17 protein-coding genes are annotated in these 19,673 nt (G+C 42.3%); 12 read left to right on the top strand and 5 right to left on the bottom strand.

Annotated elements, in window-relative coordinates; translation table 11 throughout:
* The first annotated feature begins 271 nt into the window (after positions 1 to 271).
* From ABTV53_RS03410 to ABTV53_RS03440, 7 genes are all read left to right on the top strand, one after another.
* Positions 272 to 781, top strand: a complete 510-nt coding sequence (locus ABTV53_RS03410; RefSeq protein ID WP_433750617.1) for a restriction endonuclease subunit M — start codon at positions 272 to 274, stop codon at positions 779 to 781.
* Entirely contained in the window at positions 778 to 3,990 is a 3,213-nt protein-coding gene (locus ABTV53_RS03415) for a type I restriction endonuclease subunit R (protein WP_433750620.1), read from the top strand. Before ABTV53_RS03410 ends, ABTV53_RS03415 begins: the two co-directional genes overlap by 4 nt.
* Positions 3,991 to 4,032: 42 nt before the next feature.
* Positions 4,033 to 5,037 (top strand): RhuM family protein, encoded by a 1,005-nt coding sequence (gene rhuM, locus ABTV53_RS03420; protein ID WP_433750623.1) that lies wholly within the window; start codon positions 4,033 to 4,035, stop codon positions 5,035 to 5,037.
* On the top strand, positions 5,034 to 6,191 hold the full coding sequence (locus tag ABTV53_RS03425; RefSeq protein ID WP_433750625.1) for a restriction endonuclease subunit S: 1,158 nt from the start codon (positions 5,034 to 5,036) through the stop codon (positions 6,189 to 6,191). The genes rhuM and ABTV53_RS03425 overlap by 4 nt, the downstream gene beginning before the upstream one ends.
* A gap of 15 nt (positions 6,192 to 6,206) precedes the next feature.
* Positions 6,207 to 6,821 (top strand): protein adenylyltransferase Fic, encoded by a 615-nt coding sequence (fic, locus tag ABTV53_RS03430; protein WP_433750628.1) that lies wholly within the window; start codon positions 6,207 to 6,209, stop codon positions 6,819 to 6,821.
* A 39-nt stretch (positions 6,822 to 6,860) separates the two neighbouring features.
* On the top strand, positions 6,861 to 8,459 hold the full coding sequence (locus tag ABTV53_RS03435) for a type I restriction-modification system subunit M (protein ID WP_433750631.1): 1,599 nt from the start codon (positions 6,861 to 6,863) through the stop codon (positions 8,457 to 8,459).
* Between the two features lie 78 nt (positions 8,460 to 8,537).
* Positions 8,538 to 9,212, top strand: coding sequence for a hypothetical protein (locus tag ABTV53_RS03440; RefSeq protein ID WP_433750634.1), 675 nt, complete (start codon positions 8,538 to 8,540; stop codon positions 9,210 to 9,212).
* Positions 9,213 to 9,343: 131 nt separating this feature from the next.
* Here the strand turns inward: ABTV53_RS03440 and ABTV53_RS03445 are convergent, their stop codons facing one another.
* The gene (locus ABTV53_RS03445; protein ID WP_433750637.1) at positions 9,344 to 9,550 is read right to left on the bottom strand and encodes a DUF2536 family protein; all 207 of its coding nucleotides are present in this window, start codon (positions 9,548 to 9,550) and stop codon (positions 9,344 to 9,346) included.
* Between the two features lie 386 nt (positions 9,551 to 9,936).
* Here ABTV53_RS03445 and ABTV53_RS03450 point away from each other — a divergent pair, with 386 nt between their 5' ends.
* Positions 9,937 to 10,911 (top strand): tRNA dihydrouridine synthase, encoded by a 975-nt coding sequence (locus tag ABTV53_RS03450; RefSeq protein ID WP_433750640.1) that lies wholly within the window; start codon positions 9,937 to 9,939, stop codon positions 10,909 to 10,911.
* A gap of 112 nt (positions 10,912 to 11,023) precedes the next feature.
* Here the strand turns inward: ABTV53_RS03450 and ABTV53_RS03455 are convergent, their stop codons facing one another.
* Positions 11,024 to 12,079 carry an ankyrin repeat domain-containing protein gene (locus ABTV53_RS03455; protein WP_433750643.1) on the bottom strand — a complete coding sequence of 352 codons (1,056 nt, stop codon included), beginning with the start codon at positions 12,077 to 12,079 and terminating at the stop codon, positions 11,024 to 11,026.
* A gap of 298 nt (positions 12,080 to 12,377) precedes the next feature.
* Between ABTV53_RS03455 and ABTV53_RS03460 the strand changes: the two genes are divergently transcribed.
* The gene (locus ABTV53_RS03460; RefSeq protein ID WP_433750646.1) at positions 12,378 to 12,947 is read left to right on the top strand and encodes an SF0329 family protein; all 570 of its coding nucleotides are present in this window, start codon (positions 12,378 to 12,380) and stop codon (positions 12,945 to 12,947) included.
* A 114-nt stretch (positions 12,948 to 13,061) separates the two neighbouring features.
* Complete coding sequence (locus ABTV53_RS03465) at positions 13,062 to 14,228, top strand: cobalamin-independent methionine synthase II family protein (RefSeq protein WP_433750648.1); 1,167 nt, start codon at positions 13,062 to 13,064, stop codon at positions 14,226 to 14,228.
* 158 nt (positions 14,229 to 14,386) lie between these two features.
* Here the strand turns inward: ABTV53_RS03465 and ABTV53_RS03470 are convergent, their stop codons facing one another.
* Positions 14,387 to 14,965, bottom strand: coding sequence for a GNAT family N-acetyltransferase (locus ABTV53_RS03470; protein ID WP_433750651.1), 579 nt, complete (start codon positions 14,963 to 14,965; stop codon positions 14,387 to 14,389).
* 44 nt (positions 14,966 to 15,009) lie between these two features.
* On the bottom strand, positions 15,010 to 15,771 hold the full coding sequence (locus ABTV53_RS03475) for a TVP38/TMEM64 family protein (RefSeq protein ID WP_433750653.1): 762 nt from the start codon (positions 15,769 to 15,771) through the stop codon (positions 15,010 to 15,012).
* Positions 15,772 to 15,930: 159 nt separating this feature from the next.
* Here ABTV53_RS03475 and ABTV53_RS03480 point away from each other — a divergent pair, with 159 nt between their 5' ends.
* Positions 15,931 to 16,623 carry a response regulator transcription factor gene (locus ABTV53_RS03480; RefSeq protein ID WP_433750656.1) on the top strand — a complete coding sequence of 231 codons (693 nt, stop codon included), beginning with the start codon at positions 15,931 to 15,933 and terminating at the stop codon, positions 16,621 to 16,623.
* Positions 16,616 to 17,959, top strand: coding sequence for a histidine kinase dimerization/phospho-acceptor domain-containing protein (locus ABTV53_RS03485; RefSeq protein WP_433750659.1), 1,344 nt, complete (start codon positions 16,616 to 16,618; stop codon positions 17,957 to 17,959). Before ABTV53_RS03480 ends, ABTV53_RS03485 begins: the two co-directional genes overlap by 8 nt.
* 156 nt (positions 17,960 to 18,115) lie before the next feature.
* Here ABTV53_RS03485 and ABTV53_RS03490 read toward each other — a convergent pair whose 3' ends face one another.
* A complete protein-coding gene (locus ABTV53_RS03490; RefSeq protein WP_433750661.1) occupies positions 18,116 to 19,651 on the bottom strand; it encodes a carboxylesterase/lipase family protein in 1,536 nt (511 codons plus the stop codon).
* Positions 19,652 to 19,673: the final 22 nt, after the last annotated feature.

Genomic DNA, 19,673 nt, shown 5'->3' on the forward strand with positions numbered 1-19,673 from the left:
GCATATAATGACCTCCATTTCTGACTCGCAATAGGTGATTGTTAATGTGATAATTCTATAAGTTTCTGTAAATCCCGTTAGGCTTCTCCTTTTGTAGTGATTGTAATTTATAAAAATTACGAAATTATAGTATTGATTTTCTAATTTGAATTTGGTAAAGTATACACATTCAATAAAACTTAATTTTAGAAAGGCACGAATACATATGATAAGATTGGATCGTATCGCTCAGTTTGTAATTGGATCTCCGCAGTTCAGGATTGCTGAGGCAATGGACCATAAAGCACCACTGTATACGTATTACAGGCAATCCGAGATCGAAAATGATCTTGTTGGTATGAGTTCTAATCCTGGTGATCGGAAACAAGTACGAACCTTTGATCAGCTGAACACGTTATGTCAGGGCGATCTTGTGTTTAGTTTGGTATCGGGAAAATCTACAATCGTTAGTGCAAAACACGAGGGTTATCTATACACACAAAACTACGTTAAGCTAGTAACGTGTGAGAATGTGGACTCCAAATATCTTGCTTACTTGCTTAATGAAGATAAATTTATAAGAAAGCAGTTGCTATTGGGTTTACAGGGATCACAGGTTCTAAAATATACACTAAAGCAAGTAAAAGACCTTGAATTATTTCATTTGCCCCTGATGGATAAGCAGAAGGTCATTGGTGAACTGTATTTTAATCAATTGAGGTTGGAAGCTTTAAAAAATCGAATAACGAAGTTGGAAACGCTTTTGGTATTAAGTAGCATTGAGGAGGTCAGCAATAAATGAAAGAGAATCAGTTCGAGAGTGAATTTATTCAGTACCTTACGAGTGGAACCATCACACAACCGGAATATCCGAATGGGACAAGCGACGGTGTTGTCAACGAATCTAGTGTAGAATATATTGTGAAGACAAAACGATGGAAGTATGAACCAACGATTAAAACAACAGAGCATCTTTGGCAAAATTTCAAGGCTATATTGGAACAACACAATCAAAATACGCTTGAACATCCGTTAAGTGTTGTGGAATTTAACCAGGTTAAGAAAATAATATCTGATATTCAGACTCCTTATGAAGCAGGGCAGTTTTTGTATGGTTTGAACGGAGTTTCCCAGATTGAGATTGATCTGGACGATGGGCGTCATGTATTCCTAACTGTATTTGATCAAAAGCAGATTGGAGCAGGAGACACAATATATCAAGTGGTGAATCAGATCGAGCGCCCCCCAGTGATCGCGGGCAAAGAGCATAGGCGGTTTGACACAACGCTATTAATTAATGGTCTCCCCATTATTCAGATTGAGCTAAAGCGTGATACACGCGATGTGAATGAGGCGCTTAATCAAATGAGTCAATACGTAGATGAAAATCAATATCGTGATATTTTTTCAACGGTGCAGATTCTGGTAGCGATAACTCCAAACAATGTAAAGTATATGGCGAACACAACATCGGAACAATTCAATAAGGACTTTGCTTTTAACTGGCAGCGTAAGAGTGACAATACCATTGTACGGAACTGGAAAGAGTTTGCAGATTCGATGCTTTCGATCCCGATGGCACACCAGATGGCCACAAATTATATGATTCTGGACGGGACAAAAAATAAACAGATGTTGAAAGTCATGCGCCCATATCAAGTGTATGCAACGCAGAATGTAATTGAAGGCTTGAAACGTACAGACTTTGAGCTTGGCACGAATAAGATTGGTTACATATGGCACACAACTGGCGCAGGTAAAACGATTACAAGCTTCAAGACAGCATGGCTCGCAAGCCGGATGCCGAAAGTGGACAAGGTTGTTTTTGTTGTTGATCGCATTGCTCTAACGGATCAGACCAATGAAAAGTATCGGGCCTATGATCCTGATGCAACTGATGACATGCTTGGTAGCGTTCTAAACACGGATAACACGACTGACTTGAGTCGGAAGCTTAAGAGTAAAGACAATAGTATCATTGTGACTTCTGTTCAGAAGCTGGATACGCTGGTGAAACGCAAAACCTTCACCGCTCCCGATAAATATATTGTGTTTATTGTAGATGAAGCCCATCGTTCAACTGGTGGTGACTCGTTTAGTAGTATCCAAAAAGCTTTCAAGAGATCCGCGTGGGTAGGATACACCGGAACACCGATATTTGATGAGACAACAACTGGAGTTCGAACAGAAGATGTTTTTGGCCCGCTATTACATGCATATACGATTCGGGAGGCTATTGCTGATCGCAATGTATTAGGTTTCAAGGTGGATTTTGAGACCACGATTGACGAGAATCAAATGAAAGAAAAATATCTTCCGGCCTTCTACAGGGAACGTTATCCCAAGTGGAGTGAGGAACGAATTCAAGAGAAAATCAACAATCTCTCCCAGGAGGATATGGATGATGCTGTTGAACCGAGTTTCTATGACGAAAATCCGGATCATGTGCGATTGGTAGTCGAAGACATTTTCAAGCACTGGCGTAATCGCTCGAATGAGGGGAGGTATAATGCCTTATTCACAACTCGTGTGGGTGGAAAGAAAGCTAGCCCGCCAATGGCCATGATGTATTTTGATGAGTTTCAACGTGTAAATGAAGAAAATAAGAAAAATGGTGGACTAACACTCAAGGTTGCTGTGACATTCAGTCTGAATACAACCAATAATGACGGTATGCTTGCAGCCAATCAAGGTTTGTTCAGGGCTGTTACAGCGTATAATGCTGAATTTGGTACAGCTTTTGGAATGGATAACATTCCTGGTTATACCCAAGACGTTGCTTTACGCCTGAATAGATCATCGGATGATAAGAAGTATCTTGATCTCGTTATCGTTGTTGATCAGTTGTTAACGGGGTTTGATGCACCTGAGCTGAACACGTTGTATGTAGATCGAACTCTAAAAGGTGCGGGCTTAATTCAAGCGTATTCAAGAACAAATCGGATAGCGGATTTGCAACTGAAACCATTTGGACGTGTGGTGAATTATCGTTGGCCGGCTCAGAATGAAAAGCTGATGAATAAAGCACTTGCGATATATGCGAATAAGGATTCAGCCATTTTATCAGATGAACAAATGCGTGAATTTAATGAGAAAGAAGAAATTATTGCTAAACCTTTTGATGAAGTATTTGCGGGGGTCAAAGAGGTGGTTGAAAAGTTAGGAGACATGACGACTGATTTTCAACAGTTACCTCCATCAGAGAAGAAGAAGGAAGAGATGTTTGACCTGCTCCGTGAATATAACCGAGGCATGGCCAAATTAAAACAATATAATCCAGAGGAAGTCGATGGCGAACAGGTCGGATTTGACTATGATGATCCAGAGCAGTTATTAGAGAAGCTGGGTATGACAGCGCAGCAGGAAGTGATGCTGACCACGGTATTAACGAATGAACTCAAGTCACATATCGCCAAAGAGAAGAAAATTCCTGTGTATCAGATCGAGCTGCGAATGACACATGTGAAGGATATTAAAGTCGATTATGATTATTTGACCGATCTCGTCGAGGATTTGTTAAACCAGGTTCACGAAGGAAAGGATCAGGAAGCCAAAGAGACACAAGAAAAAATCAATCAGTTTGCCAATGGGCTGGATGATCGTAACTATGCTACCAAGATTATGAATGCGGCTACGGCTATCGTTGAAGGATACTTCCCTCCTGCAGGTTCTGATTTCCAATATCCTGCCGATCTAAAGGGAGATAGTGAGCAGGTTATCCAGCAAGCGAGCAACATCAGTCTGGATCGGAGGTTTCTGGACTTCCGAGTGAAGTGGGGAATTACGGATATTATTACAAGTGCCCAAATGCGGGAATTGTTCAGCCGCCATCGCTACGGCTTGCAGGATCTGGATGACACGGGGCAAATCCGTGATATTATCGCTCAAGCCGCTGCGAACTACACGACACTTGCTCATGATGAACATGTCCAGTCCTTACCTAAAATGAAATATCGCAATGGTTTGCGTGACGCAATTTATGAACTGGCAGATGCATTGGTGGAAAGTTAATAGCTGTCTATATGGTTTAATCATGTGCATAGGTGGGAGATCATGATGAAAGAAATCCAATTTCTAATGTATGATGGGGATGAGAAAGTAGAAGTTCTTGTTCAAGACGATACGATCTGGGCCACGCAGAAGGTACTATCGGAATTGTTTGATGTGGATAGAACGTCTATCTCTCGTCATTTGAAAAATATTTTTGAAACAAAGGAACTGGATGAGAAAGTGGCATGTGCAGAAATTGCACATACCACTCAACACGGGGCAATAGAAGGGAAAACCCAAACCAAGCCAGTAAAATATTATAATCTGGATGCTATTATTTCGATTGGTTACCGTGTTAATTCGCAAAAGGCAACAAGGTTCCGAATCTGGGCCACGGATGTTCTGAAAGACTACATGCTCAAGGGATTTAAAATTGATGTTGAACGTATGAAGCAGGGTGAGCATGCGTTTGGTAAGGATTATTTCCGTGAACTGATAGAAACGGTTCGCTCCATTCGCGCAAGTGAACGGCGGATCTGGCAGCAGATATCAGATATATTTGCTGAAATATCTTACGACTATGATAAGAATGCAGAGATTACAAAGAGGTTTTATGCTACCGTTCAGAACAAGTTTCACTATGCAATCACTGGCAAAACGGCTGCTGAGATTGTTTATGATAGCGCCGATAAAGATAAAGAGCACATGGGACTTACATCTTGGAAGAACTCTCCGGATGGGCGCATCTTACAGTCTGATGTAACTGTTGCAAAAAATTACTTATCCGAAAAGCAAATTCGAAGTTTGGAGCGTAACGTATCTGCTTATTTTGACTATGTAGAGCGTTTGCTCGAAGATGAGGTTTTATTAGGTATGAAGGATTTTGCCAAAAGCATCGATGAATTTCTAACCTTTAATCGTTATGAAGTTTTAGATGGGAATGGACGTATTTCACAAAAAGCAGCGAAGGAAAAGGCTATTGGCGAGTATAATGAATTTAACAAACATCAAAAAATAGTTTCTGACTTTGATCGAGTCATTAAGACGATACAGGGAGAGCAGCAATGAGTGAACAAAAAGAAAATGTACCTAAATTAAGGTTTCCTGGATTTAGTGGAGCTTGGGAAAAGCGTAGGTTGGGGGATTTATGTGATGTATTTCAAAGTGGAAAGAATATTAAATCAGAGGAGATTAAGGATAAAGGCAGTTACCCCGTGTTTGGTGGTAATGGACTTCGTGGGTACACAAACACATATAATCACAATGGATTATATGCACTTATCGGAAGGCAGGGGGCACTCTGCGGAAACATGAATATCTCCCAAGGAAAAGCCTATTTTACCGAACATGCTATTGCCGTTAAAGGTAATCATAACAACGATACAAGATTTCTATACTATCTTTTAGGCAAGATGAATCTCGGTCAATATTCAGGTCAATCTGCACAGCCGGGATTGGCAGTTAATAAACTGATAGCACTAACGGCTACAATTCCATCTTTTAGAGAACAAGCTCAAATTGGAATTTTTTTTGAAAAACTCGACCTTCTTATTTCCGGCCATCAGAGTAAGTTAAATAACGTTAAAAATCTGAAGGCTGGAATGCTTCAAAAAATGTTCCCGAAAAATGGTGAAGATGTCCCTGAAATTCGTTTCCCGGGATTTTCTAATGCTTGGGAAAAACGTAAGTTGGGGGAAGTTACTAAGTCTTACTCTGGTGGCACGCCATCAGTTGGTAACTATGATTACTATGACGGCGATATTCCATTCATTCGTTCTGCTGAAATTAATAGTGAAAGCACTGAATTATCTATCTCCGAAACTGGTTTAAATAATTCGTCAGCTAAGATTGTAGAAATGGGCGTTATTCTCTATGCGCTGTATGGGGCAACAAGTGGAGAGGTTAGTATATCCAAAGTAAGCGGTGCAATTAACCAAGCAATCTTAGCAATTCTGCCAGATGAAGGGTATGATGCTCAATTTATTATGCAATGGTTACGTAAACAAAAGCAGAAAATCATTGATAAATATCTGCAAGGCGGACAAGGAAATTTATCTGGCTCAATCGTAAAGGATTTACAAATTGAATTTCCTATTTATGATGAACAAAGAAAAATCGGAATCTTTTTTACTCATCTCGACACCCTAATCTCCCTGCACCAACGCAAGCTCGAACATTTACAACAACAAAAGAGTGCCTTGCTTCAACAAATGTTTGTTTGATCGGAGGTTAAAGCTATGGCTATGGAAAACAAGCTAGGTATCACTGATGCTGCGGAGCTTGCTCGTGTTGAAGAAAAGCTCAGTAAGAAAAAAGCGCTGGAAATGTTCGAGACAGGCATGCTTGATAAATTAGAAGTTGGTACATTTAAGGCATTATCCCATATTCACAAGTGTCTGTTTGAAGACATTTATGATTTTGCTGGAAAAGTACGTGAGGTTAACATAGCCAAGGGTGGTTTTCGGTTCGCACCTGTGATGTACCTTGAAGCTGCATTGGATAATATTTCTAATATGCCGCAATCTACCTACGAAGAAATCATCGAAAAATATGTTGAGATGAATGTGGCTCATCCTTTTCGCGAGGGTAACGGGAGAAGTGCAAGAATATGGCTCGATTATATTTTGAAAAAGGAAATCAGACAAGTTGTCGATTGGAGTAAGGTGGATAAAGAGGACTATCTGCTTGCGATGGAAAGAAGTCCAATTAAGGATGTCGAGATCAAGGTGCTTCTTAAAGCAGCTCTGACAGATCGAATTCATGACCGTGAGATTTATATGAAAGGCATCGATGCGAGTTATCATTACGAGGGGTACTACGTGTATAAGACAGAAGATCTCCATGACGAGTAATACATATGGAGCGATTGTATATCTGGGAGGAAGTAAAAAATGAGTAACAATCTACAAACGATTACAACCAAACTGTGGGCGATGGCGAATGAGCTTCGGGGAAGCATGGACGCAGCAGAATATAAAAACTATATTTTAGCTTTTATGTTCTATCGTTATCTGTCCGAGCATCAGGAGCAATATCTGGTTGAAAATAACATTCTTGATGTTGCAGAAGGTGAATCTGTGAATAAAGCCTATCTGGAACAAGCGAATGGTGAGGATTTGAAGGATTATTTGGAGGATATTTCTTCAAGTCTGGGTTATGCAATTGCCCCGCTGGATACATGGGAATCGTTAGTTCACAAGATTGAGAATAGCATGGTGATCCCAAGTGATTACCAGACGCTTTTCGATAACTTCAATAAAAATGCTGAATTAAATCAGGAAGCGGCGAAAGATTTTCGCGGTGTATTTAACGATATTAACCTTGGGGATTCACGTCTGGGTTCTTCCACCAATGAACGGGCGAAATCCTTGAACCGCATTGTGAAGCTCGTTGATGGGATCAGCTACAAAGGCGAAGATAACAAGGATATACTTGGCGCAATCTACGAGTATTTGATTGGTCAGTTTGCAGCAAGCGCTGGTAAAAAGGGTGGAGAGTTCTACACACCTCATGAAGTATCTAAAGTGCTCGCTAAAATTGTAACCGATGGTGCCCAAGCATCTGATAATACATTCGCTGTCTATGACCCGACATGTGGATCAGGCTCACTACTGCTAACGGTAAAAGGTGAGTTGCCTGATGGGGATCGGCCGGGAGCAATCAAGTTCTATGGTCAGGAAAAAAATACGACAACCTACAACTTGGCTCGTATGAACCTGATGATGCACGGTGTTTCATTTAACAATATGACGCTTTCTAATGCCGACACCCTCGAAAGCGATTGGCCGGATGGAGTAGACCGACAAGGCATTGATCACCCGCGTTCTTTTGATGCAGTGGTTGCGAACCCGCCGTATTCTGCTCATTGGGAAAATAGTGAGACTAAACTTAAAGATCCGCGTTTTAAGGAATATGGTAAACTTGCTCCCAGAACGAAGGCGGATTATGCCTTTATTCTACACAGTTTGTATCATCTGAACGATACAGGAACCATGGCAATTGTACTGCCGCATGGTGTCTTATTCCGTGGAGCAGCTGAGGGCGTTATTCGCCAAAATATAATCGATAAAAACTATCTTGATGCCGTCATAGGATTACCAGCTAACTTATTTTACGGCGTATCCATCCCTACGACTATCTTGGTATTTAAGAAAAATCGTAAAATAAAAGATATCTTATTTATAGATGCTAGCAATGAGTTCGAAAAAGGTAAGAATCAAAATAAACTTACGAATGAAAACATTAATAAGATTATAGAAACCTATCAAAATCGTGTAGATGTCGATAAATACGCTCATGTGGCGTCACTTGAAGAAATCAGAGCCAATGAGTATAACTTAAATATTCCTCGTTACGTAGATACGTTTGAGGAAGAACAAACGATTGACCTTGCCGAAGTGAATAAGCTGTTAGAGCAAGATCGAAAAGAAATTGCTGAACTTGAGGCTAAGATTAATGAAAAGTTGAAAATCTTAGGTATTCATATGTAAATGTAAGAGGCGGGTAAAGAGGGGCAGGTATATTATTTCTTGTCTCTCTAACCGTACATATCAGAAAGCTAGTGGTTCATGGGTGGGACGATTAAACCAATAAAACAAAGTGAGGTAAGTATGGGGAAAAGCCAAAAAAATAATAATCAAAACAATTTTAAGGATAAAGTAAATTTTCATGGGCCGGCACAAATTGCTGCAAGAGATATAATTAACCATATACCAAACACTTATAAACAAGAGGCAAAATATACGGCTGAACCAGTATGGCGAAGCCCAGTTACTATGGCTATTTTAACGTGGATTAGCTTTGTCATAGCAATCGGAGGCTTGATCCCTATTATTGCTAAAATGGTAAAAAACAGTTTAGATATTTTCAGTGGAACAACGAGGCCAGTAGTAGGCTTTGAATTTTCAATGTACTTAATACCATTTGTAATTCTGATTATCTTACTTGTGACACTTCTTAGTCTTAGAAGAATTGCCAAAACTCAAACGAGGCATCCCTTGCTTTTTAATTTTGCAATTAATGGGTATGGTAATAGATTGACATTAGAGAAAATACATTTGCATAAATGTCCTGAATGTGGTGGGGAGATGAAATATTATAATAAACCAGTGGAATGGATAAATAGACCCAACAATGATGGCAGTATTAAGCGCAAAGTTACAAAAAAGGTTCCTGCATTAGAGTGTAAGCGAAATTCAGATGAGCACTGGTACAGGGTTGACCCTGCAGAAGATATGTTATAAACATTGAGTTAAGTGAATCAATTTTATAATGCACAGTTTGAAAAAATACTTATTCACGAAACAGAGCAAAAACCGGATTGAGCATAGATCAATCCGGTTTTTGCTCTTCCCATCGACTTACCTATACTCCATCAATCTACGGCAAAATGCACAATTGCACTATATAACATTTTGGTACGAATAGGGTCAAAGGTTACTTGATGTTGGACTTGCTTCACACGTAGCATTAATGCCTTATTGATTTCAATTCGTTCTTCAATCGCTCGCGCCAGTTCATGAAAGTCATAAGCCTGTAAGCATTCGACTTTGTCTTTAATCATATCCAGTGAAATTTCCATATATAATTCAGGCCTCCTTAAAATCTCGATTTGCAGGTTAAAAGCCTGTCGAGCTTCATTTTAGAGGAGCTTTTCCAGTTCGGCAAGAGCAATCGGGCTGAAAGTCATATGAAGACGTGATAAAATTGGGAAAGAGTTATTCGAAAATCATCGAACTTTCAATAATCTGAAGATTAAATGTAAGCAATAACAGATACTGATGTTTGAACAAAGTTACATTTGCATGGTATAAGTGAAGAAGCAATGACACGATAATGTGAATTGCAACGAAAACTGTTAATGCTAATGTAGTCGATAGGAAAGCAGATTCATGAGTTACGAGTTTTACTATTTTAACTATTAATGAGGACAAAAACTGTCCTGGAATGTATAGAGGAGCTTTTGAGATGACAAAGGAAAACTTTTGGCGTGAGTTACCACGCCCATTTTTTATACTGGCACCGATGGAAGATGTGACGGATGTTGTGTTTCGGCATGTCGTTAGTGAGGCGGGCAGACCGGATGTGTTTTTTACGGAGTTTGCGAACACAGAGAGTTATTGTCACCCGGAGGGGCACCATAGTGTGCGTGGACGATTGACGTTTACAGCGGATGAACAGCCGATTGTGGCTCATATCTGGGGAGATAAACCGGAATTCTTTCGTGAGATGAGTATCGGTATGGCGAAAGAAGGCTTTAAAGGTATCGATATTAATATGGGCTGTCCTGTAGCGAATGTTGCGGAGAATGGAAAAGGAAGCGGCTTGATCTGCCGACCAGCCCTTGCGGCGGAGATTATTCAGGCGGCGAAAGCCGGGGGGCTGCCGGTCAGTGTGAAAACGCGTCTCGGATTTACGGAGGTCGATGAATGGCGCGACTGGTTAACCCATATTTTGCAACAGGACATCGTGAATCTGTCCATTCACTTACGAACGAGAGAAGAAATGAGCAAAGTAGACGCTCACTGGGAATTGATTCCTGAGATTAAAAAACTTCGTGACGAGATAGCGCCTAATACTCTGCTGACCATTAATGGGGATATTCCTGACCGTGAAACAGGCCTGAGACTCGTGGAGCAATATGGCGTGGATGGTATTATGATTGGACGCGGTATTTTCCAGAATCCGTTTGCTTTTGAGAAGGAGCCGAAGGAACACAGCAGTAAGGAATTGCTTGATCTGCTACGGCTGCATCTGGATCTCCATGATCAATATTCCGAGCTTGAACCGCGTTCGTTCAGCCCGCTGGCCCGTTTTTTCAAAATCTATGTTCGCGGCTTCCGCGGTGCTAGTGAGCTGAGAAACAGCTTGATGAACGCTAAAACGACTTCTAAAGTACGCGAATTGCTCGATGAGTTTGAAAGTAATGAACAGGCGGAGTAGAGTAAGACGAAGAAAATGAATCGTTGTAATCATGGATACGGAGTATGATTCAGGTAGATTTAATAGCAAAAAAGAAGCGGTAACTCTTCCGCTTCTTTTTTTGCTTTGCTGTTTAACGCGTATACTCTGGCTTCTCCATCGCGACCGGTTGAGGATTGGCAAGCACCCATAACACCGCCAACTCCGATAATCTGGCGGGCGCATCAAAATCGTATCCATTGCGAAGCCTGCTGACCAAGTCTGCTGCCTCTTGGAGCAGTGCCGGAGCTAGTGGCGCACCAGTGCCCAGGTGACGAATCAGTGCATCCAGCATCTGGCGATACTCCGCATCCCAGTTTCCACCGCCATTATCCAATACTTCATGGGACACACGTCCTGTGATGCGGATGACCTCTCCCTGCACCGTTTGAGCGTGGCCCTGAGCCGGAATGAGATATTCCCACAGCTCTTGGTGCTGTTTGGTCCAAGTGGTTGCCTTTACCTGAATGGGGGTAGTCCCATCGTGCATGATCCGACTCACTACCGGCTCGACATCAAATAACGGGTACAGTTTGATCAGCGCATCTGAAACTTCATCGACCTTGTCCTTATTGAACTTCTCACGGACGAATTCAAAATCCTTACCGATCCGCTTCACCGATTCTTTCATATCCGGGGTGACCGATGCTCCGGCATCCAGAAGAATTGCGGAAATCTCTGCCAGATTAACTATATCGCTATTCCTACAATTGACTAACCCCTTAGCTAATGGCGTATTACCCTGTTTATTTTCTACGTTAATAGTAGCGCCTTGGTTTACCAACTCTTGAACCACTTTGCTTCTATACCCATTGACCGCTGCATGTAACGGTGTTTCATTTTGGTAATCCACAGCGTCCACATCCGCACCTAATTCAAGGAACAGGGGTACATTTCCTGACCAGTGTGAGGCATGGGCATGTAAAGGCGTACGTTGATATTTGTCACGTGCATTAATGTCTGCCCCTTGCGCTACCAGCCAGCGAACCAATTCATCCGATATTTGACGAAAGCTGAGGGTCGTACCTTTGCTGTAGCCCCCACGGGCATCCCATTCGCATTGCTCGAAAACCTCTTTTACGGTTGCGATATCATTATCTTTAACGAGTTTTTCCATATGAGCAGGTAAGGTTGCTTCCTTCGTAGCCATTACACTCTTCCTCTCCTTTGTGAATAACAACGTATGTTCCAATCGTAGGCTATGACGATTTAATAGTAAGCAGATAATTTTCTGCAAGTTTATCACATAGACGTTTTTAAAACCAATAACTGGATTTTAAACTTCTGATTTGAGGCACAAGTAATTGGCCCTGCATCACAATCGTTATGAGACTTCGCTTTGCTTGGCTGTGATATACTTTAGGTGAATGTTGATTTTGGAGATTGATTGAAACAGTTAAAATGATCGCCGCAATGTATGCGGTAGGCTTTTGATAATAGGAGGATCTATGTCCTGGAGCAAATTGAAGCAACAACTGGAGAGTTTTCTTAGTCCTGCGTTGGTTGGACGAGTGGAGTACCGTGCTACCAGCTATCGCTATTCACCTGATAAATCAGGAAATTGTTACATTACCGTAGATAAAAAGAACATACTGAATATGATTGATACGACCACCCCTGTTCGGTGGTATCAGACGGAGCAGGAGATCAAGAACGATCCGAATATCGTGATTCCTGTGAGCGATGAAGAGATTGAAGTTATCCGCCTAGAGTTCAAAGGTAATATTCCCGAGGATCGTCTTCAAGTTATGGCGAGAAGTAGAAAAATCTCTGTACATGCCAAAGAGCTTTTAGCGGCACAGACCGCACTCAGTAAATCGAATTTTACCGTTGCAGCTACCACATATTTATCTACTTCTATAGAGGATAATCTGGAGAGCAAGGATATCTTGTTTAATATTCTGGCTTTAATGGACAGACGAGTTGGCAAAAAGCGAATTCTGAACATGTCCGAGCAGATCCAATTAAAGCATTCAGCCGTTCAGTATTTCTATGAAATACGGCGTAGTACGTTGTGAAATGGAATAGCTTTTGATATAGCTTTTAACTATAGCCAGTTATGGTTTTTAAGTATCCCTTCTAACTGCTCTCGGCGTGATATGATCATGGTATACAACGAGGGGGTAATTTACATGACTGACAAGTTCCAGATCGTAGGAAGTTTATTGCGGCCGGATGAGCTGCTGAAATATAAAACACAAATTGAACATAATGATGATATCCAATATCCGTTCTATGAAAATTACGAAGGATATGAGAAGTGCGAGACGGAGGCTATCAAACAAGTTGTCGCCAAGGAAATCGAACATAACTTGTCCGTGGTTACCGATGGCGAATTCTCCAAATCGATGTGGCATCTGGACTTTGTATGGGGATTTGGCGGAGTGAAACGTTATATCGCGGATCATGGTTATTTTTTCAGAGATATGGACGGAACTTCGAAATATGAAACACGCAAAGATATTGGACTGCGCATCACGGACAAATTGAGCGGAAAAAATCATCATTTCATTCAGTTGTTCCAACAACTGCAAGACACGGCTGGCGAGCAACAAACGAAACTTTGCGTGCCATCGCCTTCCCATATTTTCGGTGAGCTTTCCTGGTCGGATAACATTGGCGGTGCGGATTCCGTTTATCAGAACAAACAGGAGCTCAAAGAGGGTCTTGTGATCGCGTATAAGGAATTCGTCGAAGAATTCGCTGCTATAGGCGGTAAAATCCTGCAATTCGATGATTGCTTGTGGGAACTGTTTGCAGACGACAACCCGAACTCTCCGTTTACAGGGGAGCATATCAATCAAGAGGAAGTACAGGGTCTGGCTACTGAATTCATTGATATTAACAATACCGTGATTGACTTCGGTCATAGCCTTGGCTTGAAAATGTGGACACATAACTGCCGCGGCAACTATGATTCCCGCAACATGGGCGGTGGATCATATGTGAAAATCGCTAATCTGTTCCTGAAGCAATTGAAGTATGACCGTTTCTTCCTGGAGTGGGATGATGATCGTGCGGGTTCACTTGAAGCGTTGGAAGTGTTCAAGGACAGACCTGAAACAGAAGTGGTATTAGGTTTGCTTTCATCCAAAACAAGTACACTCGATGATGAAGCACGTGTTGTTCGTTTGCTGGACGAAGCATCCAAAATTATCGATAAGGATCGGCTGCTGCTGTCTCACCAATGCGGCTTTGCATCCTGTGATGGCGGTAACGAATTAAGCGAAGCTCAGCAATGGGCGAAGATTGATCAAGGGCAGAAGATTGCAAAGCAATATTGGGGCAGTACCGTCTAGGATTCAAGCCCGATCAATAGTGTTCTGTGCGATAATGAAACGGCGACTTTTCCTCTGGAATCTATCCAGGGAGAAGCCGCCGTATTTGTTGTGGAACGTACGTATGGTACGTTCTCATGTCTATAACTTTTTAAACTATTGATAAGGCATTTCGTTCTTTATTTCTGCGATTCACGTTGTGCCAGCCATTCCTTTTTCAACAAAGCATATTGATACGTATTCTCGTATTTCGGGGTGCCATCCTCATTTTTGACAAATGAAATGAACTCCAAAAAAAGACCTTCCCGACGCATGCCCAGCTTCTCACACAGTTTCTGGGAACGGAAGTTATCATCCTCGACATAAGCGTACAATCTTCTTATTCCCTGTTCCATAAAGAGATTTTCGATGAAAGCACTGGCGCTCTCACTGGCGTACCCTTTCCCTTCAAATCTGCCATTAAAATTCCAACCAATACTATACGTATCTGAATTCGAATCTTTATCCGTATCGGAATCCCGATCTTCTCTCATACCAAACAGCTCACCGATCAACTCGTTACTGTCTTTCAGGCAGACCGCGATGTGGGAATCGTCACTGCTTCTTTTTGCGGCCTCTGCCGCCGCATCTTCCAATGTGGAAATTCGTTGATCCATAAAACAATTCACTCTGGGATTTGCTGTGTATTCCAACAGTCCGGCTGCGTCCGTTACGGTGAAATTTCGCAGGATTAATCGATTGGTTTCAAGTATTTGCATAAGATGATATACCTCCGGTTTTCATATCAATAGATGGGCTTTGTTCAGGTTGTATCTCTTTTTATTTTACGAGATTCCCTATTCGTACTATAACTGGGTTTAGGCTTGACTTTGGCTTTGGTTCTATCTGACAGGGCGAACAATCCCACCAATTTCTCCCTATAGATATAGCCGAGTACGAACCCGATCACAGCAATAACAGAAATAATAATGGCGATCGTGTATTGTTGCATATGAATTGTGGACCCTACAACGGCAGATGCGATGATCCACGGCAGACGACCGACGATAAGGATCGTGAAGAATCTAAACGAACTAATTGATGTAAGAGCGGCGAGAAATACAAGCATGTCTTTGGGCAAGCCAGGAATCACAAAAAAGATAAATAAAAAAGCGGAGAACTTCTTCTCATCATGAATTAACGACATCCACTTATTATTTTTCTTTTGCATTAGCCGTGAAATATAGGCGCGACCGATGTAACGGGTGAAATAAAAGGCGATCGCTGAGCCTATAATCAAGCCTATTGTAGTATACAAGGACCCAATGGTAACCCCATAGATATAACCGCCTGCAATCTGTACCACTTCTCCTGGAATAGGTGCAACCACGATCTGAAGAATCTGGAATAAAATAAACATGACCGGACCCCAATGGCCTGTTGAATGAATATACGCTCTGAAATTGTCCATGGAAGACATGATTTTAATAATAGCAGGAGAATAATACACCAGTAGACCAATGGACAACATGATGAACAGACCCAACAATATGTTAATCATTACTCTTTTTGAAGTTTGTGGCATTCCTGACGACCCCTTTGTGTAATAACTTCTACATATTTACAGTATAAGACGAAATTATTAAGAGATACCTACATAACTTCTGAAGAATTCTTAAGTCAATTGTATTTGCTGGTAGTCGCTAATAGCGCATATTATACTGAAATTAGACGGAGGGATCAGATGAGCAAGAAAATTCTAATTGCTGATGATAACAGTGAAATTCGTGAAATTGTAAGGATTTTGTTAGAGAGCGAGAATTATGAAGTGATTGAAGCGATAGATGGTCAAGATGCGATTGATCAAGTGAACGAAGAGACGGATCTCATTATTTTGGATATGATGATGCCCAATAAATCGGGGCTGAAGGCGTGTCTGGAAATTCGTGAAAAAACAAGCGCACCGATCCTGTTTCTCACAGCGAAAACGCAGGATTCTGACAAACAATTGGCCTTTTCCTCAGGCAGTGATGACTTTTTGTCCAAACCCTTTTCCTATACAGAACTCGTTTCGCGGGTGAAGGCTTTACTGCGGAGGTATTATGTATATCGGGGCAAGGAGAAGACCGAAGAAAAGGACCGGATTATTGTTAACGATCTTACCGTCCATCAGGATTCAAAAGCCGTGTTTGTTGGGGAGAAGGAAATTGCTCTGACTGAGATTGAATATCAGATTTTGCTGCTGCTCGCTAAGAAGCGACGAAAGGTATTCTCGGCAGAAAATATATATGAGAGTGTTTGGGGGCAATCCTACTTTTATACGTGTAATAACACGGTCATGGTTCATATTCGTAACTTGAGAGGCAAACTGGAGGATGACCCGCAGAACCCTAAATATGTGAAGACCGTTTGGGGGAAGGGGTACAAAATTGAATAGATTATTAATCGGAAAAAAGCTGAAGATTAAACTGGTTCTGGCGGTTGTCATTTCTTTGGTCATTTCCATAAGTTCACTCGTTATTTTACAAGTTGTTGGCGAGACGGTATTGGATAGTTATTTAAGCAAATCCACTTTTGTAGAGAACAGGCAGCAAGATGCGCTGGATCGATTTGAAGCATTTGTGGATAACCAGAACGTGTCAACCCGTGATCATGAGCAATTGTCTGCTTGGATAAGACATGAGCGCTACTTAAATCTGTATATTTTTGCAAAAGACAAATTGATATTTTCCTCCAACACGGAAGTTGATCCGGCCATTAATGAAGAGCTGTTAACTCAATTCGTGCCATCGAAAATACCCATCACCACCATCCGTTTTGCAGATCAGGATGCCCAGATATACTTGGTTAGCTTTTATGAGTATCAATATTACAACCTCATTCTGATTATTGGTGTTTTCATAGCGGCCATTGTATTCCTTGTTTCCTTTCTGCTGATGATTAATAAGAAGACATCTTATATTGGCGTGCTTGAACAAGAGATCAAAATACTCGAAGGTGGAAATTTGGATTATTCGATTACGATATCCGGAAAGGATGAACTGTCATCTCTGGCCCAGAGTATTGATGAGATGAGGAAATCATTTGTGGAGCGGTTGGACAGCGAGGAGAGGGTCAGGATGGCCAACCGTGAATTGATCACGGCGATTTCCCATGATTTGCGAACACCACTCACGATTCTATTAGGATATATGGATATCATAGAGCTCAACAAATATAAGACACATGAGGATCTGTTGCAGTATATTCATAATAGCCGGGAGAAGGCTTATCAGATCAAAGTGCTGTCGGACAAACTGTTCGAATATTTTACGGTATCCTCTGCTGCTGAAGAAGAGGAAGTAGAATTTGAAATGTATGAGGGCAGAGCGCTTATCGATCAACTCATAGATGAGCAATTAGGGGTTTTGGACGATATAGATGTGCAGGTTCAAACAGATGCACATCATGAGGAGTTTTTGCTGGAAATTAATCTGGTCGCCATGCGTCGCGTAATGGATAACATATTTTCAAATATTCGAAAATACGCCGATCCAGTGCATCCCGTTCATATCCAGATTTCTGTAAAGCAACAATGGGTCATTCTTGGGGTGGAGAATAAGATTAAACATGTTGGCAAAAAGAAAGATAGCAACGAAATTGGGCTCGTTAGTTGTCAGAAAATGATTCAGCAGCATAACGGGACGTTGACGGTGTCACAGGAAGAAGATATCTTCTCACTACAGATTAAGCTACCTGTCATCTTCAACAAACCAACAATGACTCATATATAACGAATCTCTTGAATGATGCTGATTGTCTTCCATGTAGTGGAGAAGCTTGCTAAATCGGCATAGGCGAATGAACATCGATCTACCATTCACACTATACCAAAGAGCCATGCATCAGCATGGCTCTTACATATATCGTGAGAGGGCAAACCTCATGTTTTAAACAACAGGTGCACTCTGTTTCTTGAAATATTGTTCAATCAGAAACGCGAGCATCGGTCCGGGTTCAGCCTTCTGTAATTGAGCCTGATCGCCAAATTCCATGAGATACGGTTGTTCCGTAGTACAAGGAGTCCAATGAGGCATCAGCTTTCCGGTGGAGTCCGAGCCGTTTGGGTCACCTGTAGCAATAAAATTAGATAAATAATTGCACATCTGGCGGGCCAGATCATAATGTTTGCCTGTGAAAGGCCGCCAGCATTTAGCGAGTGTTTCGAAGTAGAACCACAGGTCGACGGAGTGAAAAGTGCCCGGCTGGTCCCATCCCGGAATCTCGGCGTCGAAGTTATAATAGTAGAGAGGCGTTTCAGACGGATGGCCGCTGTTCGCGCGGATGGCGAGCAGTATGGCATGTTGGATCATGCGGACCGATGCTAGTTGCAGAGCATGCTCGATTTGGCCGGTATCAGCCTCACATAGCTGCAAAAAGGCAGGAGCATCCTCGCCAAACAGCTCCACAGCCATCTGCTTCAGTTCTTCCAGATTGGCTGCGGAGGGACGGGTCCAAAATTCGGAAGACGTATGCCCCAGCATTACGGGGATTGGCTCGCGCTCCTGCTGAACAAAACAAGTAAATGGATCGCTTGTGCAGAATTGCTCGTCGATGACGGTTCCCCAGAAGCTTTTGTATTCGAGTGTTTTGTCACGGAGATATTCAGCATCCAGTTGTCTCGCTTCAGCCAGGGAAGATACGCCCAGGAAGTCAAAAAATTCAACCCCTGCCTGCTCTGCATCTCGCAGAGTGGAACGGACAGAAGGTACGCGGACCTTCGGGTACAACTCGGTAGCCATACCGCTCATGATGACGGCTCGCTGGAACATGCCTTTATTTTGCGTAGAGGTAATGTGGCTGAGTACACTTCCTCCGCCTGCAGACTGTCCGCCGATGGTGATCTGGTCTGGGTCACCGCCAAAGGCGGCAATGTTGCGTTTGACCCACTGGGTGCCTGCTTGCTGATCAAGATGACCGAAGTTGGCGGGTGCATGGGGGGATTCGGCACTAATCTCAGGATGGCACAGGAAGCCGAAGGCATTCAGCCGATAATTAATCGTCACAACGATGATACCTCTACGAGCGATTCGCTCGCCATCAAACTCCATTTCGGCCGTATGGCCGACTTGCAGGCCACCGCCAAAATACCAGACAAAGACAGGCAGCTTCTCGTCAGTGTGCTTGGCGGGTGTCCAGACATTCAGATACAGACAATCCTCGTCCATGGGCAGGTCGGGATCAACGGCCCATTCGCGGGTGTAGATATTGTTATCATCAATGACTGTTGGAGCTTGCATGGAGATGGGGGCAAAATCAAAAGCTTGCAGTACACCTTGCCAGTTCGACTGCGGCTGCGGAGCACGCCAGCGGTTCTCACCTACAGGAGGTGCAGCAAAAGGAATCCCCTTAAAGCTGGTAATCCGCGGATCTGCTGCAGGCAACCCCTGAACTTGACCATTTTCTACCGTAACCATTCTAAGCATCACAACATTCTCCTCTCTGGAT

Origin of the sequence: Paenibacillus amylolyticus, assembly GCF_050990605.1 — a bacterium.
Lineage (GTDB): Bacteria > Bacillota > Bacilli > Paenibacillales > Paenibacillaceae > Paenibacillus > Paenibacillus amylolyticus_H.